This window comes from Paraburkholderia sp. CNPSo 3274, assembly GCF_024206475.1.
Lineage (GTDB): Bacteria > Pseudomonadota > Gammaproteobacteria > Burkholderiales > Burkholderiaceae > Paraburkholderia.
Map to the genome: position 1 here is coordinate 93,650 of NZ_JAMBPR010000021.1, position 12,291 is coordinate 105,940.

The window sequence follows — 12,291 nt, forward strand, 5'->3', positions numbered from 1 at the left end:
GCGCTGCGTATGCCGTTGCGCCGGACAAGCCGGATGACAAGGCGAAAACCGGTCGAACATCAGGTAAAAAGCTTGTTGCTGCGAATGCCCGGCCCGACAGAATTGGCCAACACGCGGCACAGCGTTTGAGAGGGAGCGTGACCCCGGTCTGAAATTTGCACCAGTGGGGAAGATCATTGTAAGTCGTTGTCTGGCGCCCTCCAAGCGCTCAAAAATGCTTAGCTTTCGAGGGCACATCCGGCGCGATTTAACGGTGCGAAAAATTTCAAAAGGGTTTAGGATGAATTTGAGCGATGTCGTTTCCGAATAGCGCGCCGCGCACGACATCGGTCGCAGATCTCGGCGAGGAGGTAGCATGGATATCTACAGCAGCTTCGCGACCCGCTTCGAAAAAACGCGAGAGGAGGAGTTCTCGCTCGAGGAGTATCTCGCGCTCTGCAAGGAAGATCCCAATGCGTACGCCACGGCTGGCGAACGCATGCTGACGGCAATCGGCGAACCCGAACAGATCGACACCCGCAACGACCCGCGTCTGTCGCGCATCTTTGCGAACAAGGTCATCAAGGTGTATCCCGCATTCCGCGAGTTCTATGGCATGGAAGACGTGATCGAGCAGGTCGTCGCGTACTTCCGCCATGCGGCGCAAGGACTCGAAGAGAAGAAGCAGATTCTCTATCTGCTCGGTCCGGTGGGCGGCGGCAAGTCCTCCATCGCCGAGCGTCTGAAGCAGCTCATGGAGCGCGTGCCGTTCTACTCGATCAAGGGCTCGCCCGTGAACGAATCTCCGCTAGGGCTTTTCGACTACGACGAAGACGGTCCCATACTCGAAGAGCAATACGGCATACCTCGCCGCTACCTGAGGAGCATCTTGAGCCCGTGGGCGGTGAAGCGCCTGCACGAATACAACGGCGACATCCGCAAGTTCCGCGTGGTGCGCCGCTTCCCGTCCATCCTGCGCCAGATCGGCATTGCGAAGACCGAGCCTGGCGACGAAAACAATCAGGACATCTCGTCGCTCGTCGGCAAGGTGGACATCCGCAAGCTCGAGCAATACGCACAGGACGACGCAGACGCGTATAGCTACTCAGGCGGCCTGTGTCTCGCGAATCAGGGCTTGCTCGAATTCGTCGAAATGTTCAAGGCGCCGATCAAGGTGCTGCACCCGCTACTCACGGCCACCCAGGAAGGTAACTTCAAGGGCACCGAAGGATTCGGGGCGATTCCGTTCAACGGCATCATCCTCGCGCACTCGAACGAGTCGGAGTGGAAGGCGTTCCGCAACAACCGCAACAACGAGGCACTGCTCGATCGTATCTTCGTGGTGAAGGTGCCGTACTGCCTGCGCTACTCGGAAGAGATGAAGATCTACGAGAAGCTGTTGCGCAATTCGTCACTGGCCGAGGCTGTGTGTGCGCCGGGCACGCTGAAGATGATGTCGCAGATGTCGGTGCTCACGCGCTTGCAGGAGCCGGAGAACTCCAGTCTCTTCTCGAAGATGCAGGTGTACGACGGCGAAAACCTCAAGGACACCGATCCAAAAGCGAAGTCGTACCAGGAGTACCGCGACTTCGCGGGCGTGGACGAAGGGATGAACGGGGTGTCCACGCGCTTCGCGTTCAAGATTCTCTCGCGCGTGTTCAACTTCGACTCGACCGAAGTGGCCGCGAATCCAGTGCACCTCATGTATGTACTCGAACAGCAGATCGAGCGCGAGCAGTTCCCGCCGGAAACCGAACAGAAGTATCTGTCGTTCGTAAAGGACGTGCTGGCCTCGCGTTACGCGGAGTTCATCGGCAAGGAAATCCAGACCGCTTACCTCGAGTCGTATTCCGAATACGGGCAGAACATCTTCGACCGCTATGTCACGTACGCCGACTTCTGGATTCAGGACCAGGAGTTCCGCGACCACGACACGGGCGAAAGCTTCGACCGCGCGGCGTTGAATGCCGAGCTCGAGAAGATCGAGAAGCCCGCGGGCATCAGCAACCCGAAGGACTTCCGCAACGAGATCGTGAACTTCGTGCTGCGCGCGCGTGCCGCCAATGCCGGCAAGAATCCGGCCTGGATCAGCTATGAGAAGCTGCGCGTGGTGATCGAAAAGAAAATGTTTTCGAACACGGAAGAACTTTTGCCGGTCATCTCGTTCAATGCGAAAGGCTCGGCGGAAGAGCAGCGCAAGCACGAAGACTTCGTCAACCGCATGGTGGCGAAGGGCTACACGCCGAAGCAGGTCCGGTTGCTCTGCGACTGGTATCTGCGGGTGCGCAAGTCGTCGTGAACGTAGAGGCTTTACCGTCCGAATGCGCTGCCGCAGTTTTGCGGCGGCGCAAGCGGACCCCAGGCGGGGCGTAGGCGGCGTGGCCATGAGCGGGTGAACGCGGCACGCACGATGGCGGACGCGGCAATGAACACTGCGCACCTCGCCCATTCGCAACTGGAGCGGGAGACTGAATGTGCTTCATCAAATCATCGACCGCAGGCTAGCCGGAAAGAACAAGAGCATCGCTAACCGCGAGCGCTTTTTGCGCCGCGTGAAGAACTATATTCGTCACGCCGTTTCGGAAGCGGTGCGTGACCGCAGCATCAAGGACATACAAAGCAACCAGAGCATCACCATCCCGCGCAAGGACATCGCGGAGCCGTCGTTCCGGCACGGCCCTGGCGGCAAGCGCGAAATGGTTCACCCAGGCAACGAGGACTACATTCGCGGCGACCGCATTCCGCGGCCACAGGGCGGCGGGGGCGGTGGCGGCAGCCAGGCGAGCAACGAGGGCGAAGGTCAGGACGACTTCGTGTTCGAACTCTCGCGCGAAGAATTCATGCAGTACTTCTTCGACGACCTCGAACTGCCGCGTCTCGTCAAAACCCATCTCATGGCCGTGCCTACGTGGAAGAGCATCCGCGCGGGCTGGGCTGCCGAGGGCACGCCGAACAACATCGACGTCGTACGCTCGCTGCGCAGTGCGCTCGGCCGGCGCATCGCGCTCGGTGCGCCGCTCGTCAACGAACTGCACGAACTCGAAGAGCAACTCGAAGCGCTCAAGGCCGACCCTGCCGACCGGCGCGAAGAGATCGCGGTGCTCGAAGAGCAGATTCATCACCTGCGCGGGCGCATCTGGCGCATTCCGTTCATCGACCCGTTCGATCTGCGTTACGTGAATCGCGTGAAGCAGCCGCAACCGTCGAGCCAGGCGGTGATGTTCTGCCTGATGGACGTGTCGGGCTCGATGGACGAGCAGCGCAAGGACTTGTCCAAGCGCTTCTTCATCCTTCTCTACCTGTTCCTCAAGCGCAATTACGAAAAGATCGAGGTGGTCTTCATTCGCCACCACACGCGCGCCGAGGAAGTGGACGAGGACACCTTCTTTCATTCCACCGAAAGCGGCGGCACGGTCGTGTCGAGCGCGCTGGAACTGATGAAAAAAGTGATCGAGGACCGTTATTCGCCCAGCGACTGGAACATCTACGGCGCACAGGCTTCGGACGGCGACAATTGGACTGATGATTCACCCAAATGCCGCAAGATTCTCGCGGATGACATACTGACTCAGGTGCGCTATTTTGCGTATATTCAGGTGACGCCGGAGGAGCAGAACCTCTGGCTTGAATACGCGCAGCTCGCACTCACCGAACCGCATCTGGCGATGAAAAAAGTCGACACCGCGGCGGACATCTACCCGGTGTTCCGGGAGCTTTTCGAAAAGCAGGTGGAGCACTCATGACGACACGCCACCTGCACAATGAGGCGCGCGGCTACCAGCCGGAGCGCCGGAAGACGAGCGGCCACGAAAAAGGGCATCATGGTGAACACGGTGACGAGCGCAAGCCCGGCCACCGCGAAGACGCCGAAGCGCCCGGACCTGCCGCCGGGGCTGCTCGCCACAAGGAGCATGGGCTCGCCCAGCAAAGGGAAGTGCAAATGAACGTAGCCGACAAACGGCCGTTGCCGTGCCCCTCCGACTGGACCTTCGAACTCATCGAGGAGTACGACACTCATATCTCGCATGTTGCAGAGCAATACGAACTGGATGTTTATCCGATCCAGCTCGAATTGATCAGCGCCGAGCAGATGATGGACGCTTATGCGTCCGTTGGCATGCCGGTGAACTATCGCCACTGGTCGTTCGGCAAGCACTTTCTCTCTACCGAAAAGAGCTATCGCCGCGGCCAGATGGGTCTCGCCTACGAGATCGTCATCAACTCCAACCCCTGCATTGCGTATCTCATGGAAGAGAACACCATGACGATGCAGGCGCTCGTGATCGCGCACGCCGCGTACGGGCACAACTCGTTCTTCAAGGGCAACTATCTATTCCGTCTTTGGACGGATGCGCACGCCATCATCGACTACCTCGTCTATGCGAAGAATTACATCGCTGAATGCGAGGAACGCTATGGTCTCGACCGCGTGGAAGAGTTGCTCGACTCGTGCCACGCGCTCATGAATTACGGCGTAGACCGCTACAAACGTCCGCAAAAGCTATCGCTGGAACGCGAGGCCGCATTGCGCCGGGACCGCGAGGCTTATCTGCAGTCCCAGGTAAATGAGCTCTGGCGCACGCTGCCCAAGCAGCAAATGCCCGTTGCCGAGGAGATCGACGAGCGCTTTCCACCGGAGCCGCAGGAAAACCTGCTGTATTTCGCGGAAAAGAACTCGCCGCTGCTCGAACCGTGGGAGCGCGAAGTCATCCGCATCGTGCGCAAGATCGGGCAATACTTCTACCCGCAGCGGCAGACCCAGGTCATGAACGAAGGCTGGGCCACGTTTTGGCATTACACCCTGCTCAATACGCTTTATACGCAGGGCAAGCTCGAAGACGGCTTCATGATGGAGTTCCTCCATTCGCATAGCAACGTGATCTATCAGCCGCCGGTGACGAAGCCGTATTACAGCGGTATCAATCCGTATGCGCTCGGATTCTCGATGATGAGCGACATTCGCCGCATCTGCGAGAACCCCACGGAGGAGGACCGCAAGTGGTTCCCTGAGCTGGCCGGCAGTCCATGGCTCAAGGCGCTGCACTATGCCATGCGCAATTTCAAGGATGAGAGCTTCGTGGCACAGTATTTGTCGCCACATCTGATCCGCGAAATGCGGCTTTTCTCGGTGCTTGACGACGATATGCGCGACGCGCTCGAAGTCTCGGCCATCCACGACGAAAGCGGCTACCAGTACGTACGCCAGGCGCTCTCGCGTCAGTACGACATGCATCACCGCGAGCCGAATATTCAGGTGTGGTCGGTGAACACGCGCGGCGATCGCAGCCTCACGCTGCGTCACTTCATGAGCGACAATCGTCACCTTACGGGCGACACCGACGAAGTGCTGCGCCACATGGCGCGCCTCTGGCAGTTCGACGTGTTCCTCGAAAGCGTGGACGAGAACGGCACGGTCCGAAAACGCTACGAATGCCGTTATATGCCGCCGCCGATCCGGGTATAGCCAGCTCGCTACGTGACGCGATTGAGCGCATAAGTCATGAGGCCAGCCTGCGGGCTGGCCTCTTTCATTGATGCGCGTGCAACGACGTTGCAATCGAGAACGTACTGGAGCGCCCACGCGCGCTAACATACTGCGCCAGTGAACCCGCAGCTAAAAAACACCGCGCGTAGAGGCGGATTTCGAAAGGATGGCGTAATGGCGTTTGAACTGTTTCGCGGCGTGCGGCCGCTTTCTCGCACGTCTGCACTGCGCGATGCGCTCGCCGGCGTGCAGCTTGCCTCGATGAACGTGCCGCAACTGCTTGGCTACGCGCGCATCGCGGGCATGCCTGCCGTAACCGGTCTGTACACGGGCTTTCTGCCGCTCGTTGCGTTCGCGCTCTTCGGCGCGTCGCGTCATCTCGTGGTCGCCGCCGATTCCGCCACGGCCACCATTTTCGCGAGCCGCCTCACGACCATGGCGGCGCCTTCGAGCGCCGAGTATGTCGCGCTCGCGGGCATGACCGCCTTGCTCACGGCCGTGATGCTGTTGATCGCGCGCGTGTTTCGTCTCGGCTTTCTCGCGGATTTTCTGTCTCGCACCGTCCTCGCGGGTTTTCTCACGGGCGTGGGCGTGCAGGTGGGCGTGGCGATGCTCGGCGACATGCTTGGCATTACTGTCAATTCACGCCGCACGGTCCTTCAGGTCAAGCAGATCGTCACGCAGTTGGGCACGATTCACTGGCCGACGCCTGGCATCGCCGTGGTCGTCGTGGCCGCGATCCTGATCTTCAAGAAGTTCCGGCCTCGCTGGCCGGTGCCGCTCGTCGCCGTGGTGGGGAGCATCGCAGCGAGCGCCATGCTGAACTTCGCGGGCCACGGAATTTCGGTGATCGGCCCGGTGCAGGGCGGCTTGCCGCGCATGAGTTTTCCCGCCGTGGGCTGGTTCCAGATGATCGATTTGCTGCAGGTGGCGGCGTCGTGCTTCGTCATCATCGTCGCGCAGAGCGCTGCCACGAGCCGCGCGTTTGCCGAGCGCTACGGCGAGCGCACCGACGAGGACGCCAACCTCCTCGGCCTCGCGGCGGCCAATGCGGCGGCTTCGATGAGCGGCGCTTTCGTCGTGAACGGCAGCCTCACGCAGACCGCCATGGCCGATCAGGCCGGCGCGCGCAGCCAGTTCGCGCAGCTCGTGTTTGCGGGCGTCGTGCTCGTGGTGTTGTTGTTCTTCAGCCGCCTGCTGCAGTATCTGCCGCATTGCGTACTGGCCGCGATCGTCTTCACGATTGCCGTGGGACTCGTGAACATTCGCCAGCTGGTCGACATTCGCCGCGAAAGTCCCGGCGAATTCCGGCTTGCGGTGACGACGGCGCTCGCCGTTGTCGTGATCGGCGTGGAGAACGGCATCCTCATCGCCATCGGCCTTTCATTGCTGCGCCACGTACGCCATAGCTACCGGCCGCACACCATGGTGCTCGTGCCGAACGAGGAGGGGCACTGGCTGCCCGAACCCGCGCAAGCGGGCCAGCTCACGGCGCCGGGGCTGATCGTCTACCGGTTCGGTGCGGACCTGTTCTATGCGAACGACCACTTGTTCGTCGACGAACTGCGCGCGCTGATCGATCGGGCGCCGTCGCCCGTGCGTTGCGTGGTCGTGGATGCGGGGGCAATTACCGATCTCGATTATTCCGCGGGGCGCGCCGTGATCGACCTTTGCTCGGCACTCGCGGAGCGCGGCGTGAAGGTGATTTTCGGGCGCGTGAACCGCTATCTGCTTTCAGACATGGATCGGCATGGCATCACGCCCGTGGTGGGCCGTGCGAACATCTTCCCGACCCTTCACGAAGCGCTCGCGGCGGTGCGTCCCGAACTGGCGTCGCGCTCGGATGCGTGACGCTCGTGTAGCCATGCTACAAGCCGACGAGCTGTGTAGTCCAAAAAACATGTGAAGCAGCTACATAAAAATCTCCAGAAAAACCCCGATTGCCCGCCGGAATTAGCCACTGCTATTGTGCGCCTCAAGCGCTGTGGAAGCGCTTCCACTCCAATCCGATCCGGCTGCCCAAAACGCATACACCGGTGATTCCCGCGCAGGAGGCTTCGTGACTCAGGACACCGCATCGCCGCATTCCGCCGCCGCAGTTGCCGACGATCCGTTCACTCCGCCCGCCAGTTCCGCGCTGTGGCGTAGCGACTTCCTCCTTGGCGCGGCCACGGCTTCGTATCAGATCGAGGGCGCGATTCACGAAGACGGCCGCCTGCCGTCGATCTGGGACACGTTCAGCGCTACGCCAGGCAAGGTGCTCGCAGGCGACACGGGCGCCGTGGCCTGCGACCACTATCACCGCTGGGAGGCCGATCTCGACCTGCTCGAAAGCCTGAACTTCGAGGCATATCGCTTTTCGATCGCGTGGCCGCGCGTGATGGACGAAGCAGGGCGGCCCAATGCAAAAGGCATCGCGTTCTACAAGCGCTTGCTGGAGCACCTGAAGGAGAAGGGTGTGCGCACCTTTGCCACGCTCTACCACTGGGACCTGCCGCAGCATCTGGAAGATCGCGGCGGCTGGCTCAACCGCGATACCGCATACCGCTTCGCCGACTACGCGGACCTCATGAGCCGCGAACTATCCGGCCTCGTCGACGCATGGATGACGCTCAACGAGCCGTGGTGCTCGGCGTACCTCGGCTACGGCAACGGCCATCATGCGCCGGGGCTCGCAAACGGTCGCTTCGCCACCCAGGCCATGCATCATCTGCTGCTCGGGCACGGCCTGGCCACCGGCGTGCTGCGCGCGAACGATCCGGGCTCGACCAAGGGCATCGTGGCGAACGTGGGGCGCGGCACGCCCGATTCGCAGTCGCCGGAAGATGAGCGCGCCGCGCGCCGCTTCGAAGTGCAGCACAACGCGTGGATTCTCGATCCGCTGCTCAAGGGCGTGTATCCCGAAGAACTCTTCGAGCTGTGGCCGGGCACCGAGCCGCTCGTGCTCGAAGGCGACATGAAGACGATCTCGGCGCCGCTCGATTTCGTCGGCATCAACTACTACTTCCGCACCAACGTGAAGAGCGACGGCGCGCACGGCTTCGTCGAAGTGCCGCTGAAGGACGTCGAGCGCACGCAAATGGGGTGGGAAGTTCACCCCGACGGTCTGCGCGACCTGCTGATTGGTTTCGGGCGCACCTATGAGAACCTGCCGCCCATCTATATCACCGAGAACGGCATGGCTTCGGACGACCGCGTGAGCGACGGCGAGGTGAACGACACGCAGCGCATCTCGTTCCTCAAGCGCCATCTTGCCGCGGTGGACGCCGCGATCAAGGCCGGCGTGGACGTGCGCGGCTATTTCGTCTGGTCGCTGCTCGACAACTTCGAATGGGCGTTCGGCTATGAGCGGCGCTTTGGCGTCGTGCATGTCGATTACGACACACAGGTTCGCACGCCCAAGCGCAGCGCGGAACTCATTGCGCATTTCATCGCGCAGCGGCGTGCGCTTGACGGCGCTTGATGGCACTTCAAGGGCGTTTGACAGGGTTACCGAGCAAGGGCAACAACTAGCGTGACAACCACGGCACGACATGCGACGCTCGGGCATGCTGCTTGATGCGCCGTGGCCGCGAAACTTCCAACCAAAAGCTTTTGCAGACCAACCCGGAGCAACCGGAGCCCTGCATGGGCCCGACGTCGGTGCTGAAGCACTGACGCCAGGCGACAGCTGAAGCGCCAACTCCGGATCGACAGGAGACGCAATGAAGCACAACGTACCCGTTCTGCGCGGCATTGTGGCCGCTCTCGCGCTGGCCGGCGCGCTCGCGGCCCATGCCGCGGAGCCGCTCAAGGCCAACGTGATTCACTGGTGGACGTCGGGCGGCGAGTCGGCCGCGATCAAGCAGTTTGCGCTTGCCTACGATCAGGCGGGTGGGAAGTGGGTAGACAACGCGATCGCCGGAGCGGACCAGGCGCGCGCAACGGCAATCAACCGCATTGTCGGCGGCGATCCGCCCACTGCAGCGCAGTTCAATACGTCCAAGCAGTTTCACGATCTCATCGACCAGGGACTCCTGAACAATGTCGATGCGGTCGCAACGAAAGAGAACTGGAGCGGCACCTTCCCTGAATCGATTCTCACGGCGATCAAGGTCAAAGGGCATTACTACGCGGCGCCCGTCAACATCCACATGCAGGACTGGTTCTTCTATTCGAAGCCCGCGTTCGCCAAGGCCGCGATCAAGAGCGAACCGCAGAATTTCGACGAACTCTTCGCCGATCTCGACAAGCTCAAGGCGGCTGGCCTGATTCCGCTCGCGCTGGGCGGCCAGGCATGGCAGGAGAAGATCACCTTCGACGCCATCTTCGCCGACATGGACCGCGATCTCTACATGAAGGTCTACCGCGACCGCGACGCGAACGCCGTGAATTCACCTGCGTTCCGCAACGTGCTCACGACCTTCAAGCGGCTGCATAATTACGTGGATCCGGGCTCGCCCGGCCGAAACTGGAACGATGCCACGGCGCTCGTGATTTCCGGCAAGGCGGGCATGCAGATCATGGGCGACTGGGCCAAGGGCGAGTTTTCGGCCGCGAACCAGGTGGCGGGCAAGGACTTCGGATGTTTCCCCGGTTTCCCGAAGTCGCCGTACATGATCGCCGGCGACGTGTTCGTGTTCCCGAAGACCGACAATCCCGAACAGGTCAAGGCGCAGCAACTGCTCGCCACGGTGATGACGTCGCCTGCCGCGCAGGTCGCGTTCAACCAGAAGAAGGGCTCGATTCCGATTCGCCCGGACGTGGACACCTCGGGCTTCGACGTCTGCGCGAAGGAGGGCATGGCGATCATGAAGGACAAGCCGCGGCAACTGCCGAATCCGGAAATGCTGATTCCGCCTGATGTCCAGGGCGTGCTCCAGGACGTCATCACGAACTTCTGGAACAAGAACCAGTCGGCCGAAGACGCGCAGAAGGCCTTCGCCACGGCAATCCAGAGCTGAGCGCAACCATGTACGCCGCCAAGCTGCACCCGGCCAAACGTCAAGCGGGGCAAGCGCGCAGCGCGCGCCCCGCACGGCGGCGGCTCTCGCTCGCCGCCTGGATCGCGCTCGCGCCGATGGTGGCCACGGTCCTGTTCGCGTATCTCGGCACCATGCTGTGGACGGCGCGCGTCTCGTTCAGCTTCTCGCGCTCGCTGCCCACCAACACCTTCGCGGGCGTGACGCAGTACGTGCGGCTTTTCCAGAACGACCGTTGGATCCTGTCGCTGCAGAATCTCGTGATCTACGGCGCGTGCTTCGTCGCGGCGTGTCTCGTGATCGGGCTGCTGCTGGCGATTTTCATCGACCAGCGCGTCGTGGCGGAAGGCGCACTGCGCACGGTGTTTCTCTATCCGTATGCGATGTCGTTCGTCGCCACGGGCCTCGTCTGGCAGTGGATCCTCAACCCCGAACTCGGCGTGCAGGCTGTGTTGCGGCACATGGGGTTCGAGCACGCGCGCTTCGACTGGATCGTCACGCAGCGCTTTGCGATCTACACGCTCGTGATCGCCACGGTGTGGCAGGCCTCGGGCCTCGTGATGGCGCTCATGCTCGCGGGCCTGCGCGGCATCGACGACGAAATATGGAAGGCCGCGCGCCTCGACGGCATTCCGCGCTGGCGCGTGTACGCGAGCATCGTCGTGCCAATGCTCAAGACCTCGCTTTCCACGGCATTCGTGCTGCTCTTCGTGATGGTCGTGAAACTCTACGACGCCGTGGTCGCGATGACCCAGGGCGGCCCCGGCACCGCGAGCGAGGTGCCCGCGAAATTCATCATGGATTACCTGTTCAATCGCGCGAACATCGGGCTCGCTTCGGCAGCGTCGATCGTACTCCTCGCCACCGTGCTCGCGATTCTTGCGCCATTCTTCTACGCGCGCAGCCGCGCGGCGCTCAAAGGAGACCGGGCATGAGCACGCCTTTGGCCGATTCGCTGCGTCCCGCGCCTGCTCGACAGCGTGCGGCGCCAAAGCGGCGCAAGCCGCGCAGCCGCTTCACGCCCGCGCGGCTCGGCGTGTATGCGTTTCTGTTCACGGCGGCGCTGTTTTTCCTGCTGCCGCTCTATGTGATGCTGGTGACTTCGGTTAAGCCGATGGCCGAGATCCGCCTCGGTCATCTGCTCGCGCTGCCGGTGCATCTCACGCTCGCACCGTGGCGCGACGCGTGGGCCTCCGCGTGCACGGGTCTCGACTGCGACGGCATTCGCGTGGGCTTCTGGAATTCGGTGCGCATCGTCGTGCCGAGCACGGTCTTCTCTATCGCCGTGGGCGCCGTGAATGGCTACGCGCTGTCGTTCTGGCGGCCGCGCGGCGCGGGCGTGCTGTTCGGCATTCTGCTCGCGGGCGCCTTCATTCCCGTACAGGTGATGGTGTACCCGCTCGTGCGCGTGCTGGCCTTCGTGCATCTCTTCAGCTCGCTGACGGGCATCGTCGTGATTCACACGATCTTCGGCATGCCGGTCATGACGCTCCTGTTCCGCAACTACTATGCGTCCTTGCCGCAGGAGCTGTTCAAGGCCGCGCGCATCGACGGCGGCGGGTTCTGGCGCATCTTCGTGCAGCTCATGCTGCCCATGTCGGTACCGATCATCGTCGTGGCGATCATCATGCAGGTCACCGGCATCTGGAACGACTACATCCTCGGCCTCGTGTTCGCGGGCACGAAAAACCTGCCGATGACGGTGCAACTGAACAACATCATCAACACGACGACCGGCGAGCGTATCTATAACGTCAACATGGCCGCGACGATCCTCACGTCAGCCGTGCCGCTCGCGATCTACTTCATTTCGGGGCGCTGGTTCGTGCGCGGCATCGCCTCGGGCGCAGTGAAAGGCTAGGAGCA

General features: G+C 61.9%; 8 protein-coding genes. All 8 read left to right on the forward strand.

The window, feature by feature from the left end:
- Positions 1 to 355 precede the first annotated feature (355 nt).
- The 8 genes from M3I54_RS16675 to M3I54_RS16710 all read left to right on the forward strand — a co-directional run bounded on the left by M3I54_RS16675 (position 356) and on the right by M3I54_RS16710 (position 12,286).
- Entirely contained in the window at positions 356 to 2,278 is a 1,923-nt protein-coding gene (locus tag M3I54_RS16675) for a PrkA family serine protein kinase (RefSeq protein ID WP_254337693.1), read from the forward strand.
- Positions 2,279 to 2,453: 175 nt separating this feature from the next.
- Positions 2,454 to 3,722 carry a YeaH/YhbH family protein gene (locus M3I54_RS16680; RefSeq protein WP_201697064.1) on the forward strand — a complete coding sequence of 423 codons (1,269 nt, stop codon included), beginning with the start codon at positions 2,454 to 2,456 and terminating at the stop codon, positions 3,720 to 3,722.
- Positions 3,719 to 5,443, forward strand: coding sequence for a SpoVR family protein (locus M3I54_RS16685; RefSeq protein ID WP_254337696.1), 1,725 nt, complete (start codon positions 3,719 to 3,721; stop codon positions 5,441 to 5,443). The genes M3I54_RS16680 and M3I54_RS16685 overlap by 4 nt, the downstream gene beginning before the upstream one ends.
- Before the next feature lie 195 nt (positions 5,444 to 5,638).
- The gene (locus tag M3I54_RS16690; RefSeq protein ID WP_254337698.1) at positions 5,639 to 7,315 is read left to right on the forward strand and encodes a SulP family inorganic anion transporter; all 1,677 of its coding nucleotides are present in this window, start codon (positions 5,639 to 5,641) and stop codon (positions 7,313 to 7,315) included.
- A 208-nt stretch (positions 7,316 to 7,523) separates the two neighbouring features.
- Complete coding sequence (locus tag M3I54_RS16695; RefSeq protein WP_254337700.1) at positions 7,524 to 8,927, forward strand: GH1 family beta-glucosidase; 1,404 nt, start codon at positions 7,524 to 7,526, stop codon at positions 8,925 to 8,927.
- A 241-nt stretch (positions 8,928 to 9,168) separates the two neighbouring features.
- On the forward strand, positions 9,169 to 10,407 hold the full coding sequence (locus M3I54_RS16700) for an ABC transporter substrate-binding protein (RefSeq protein WP_254337702.1): 1,239 nt from the start codon (positions 9,169 to 9,171) through the stop codon (positions 10,405 to 10,407).
- Positions 10,408 to 10,415: 8 nt separating this feature from the next.
- Complete coding sequence (locus M3I54_RS16705) at positions 10,416 to 11,360, forward strand: carbohydrate ABC transporter permease (protein WP_254337704.1); 945 nt, start codon at positions 10,416 to 10,418, stop codon at positions 11,358 to 11,360.
- Positions 11,357 to 12,286, forward strand: a complete 930-nt coding sequence (locus M3I54_RS16710; protein ID WP_254337706.1) for a carbohydrate ABC transporter permease — start codon at positions 11,357 to 11,359, stop codon at positions 12,284 to 12,286. The genes M3I54_RS16705 and M3I54_RS16710 overlap by 4 nt, the downstream gene beginning before the upstream one ends.
- Positions 12,287 to 12,291: the final 5 nt, after the last annotated feature.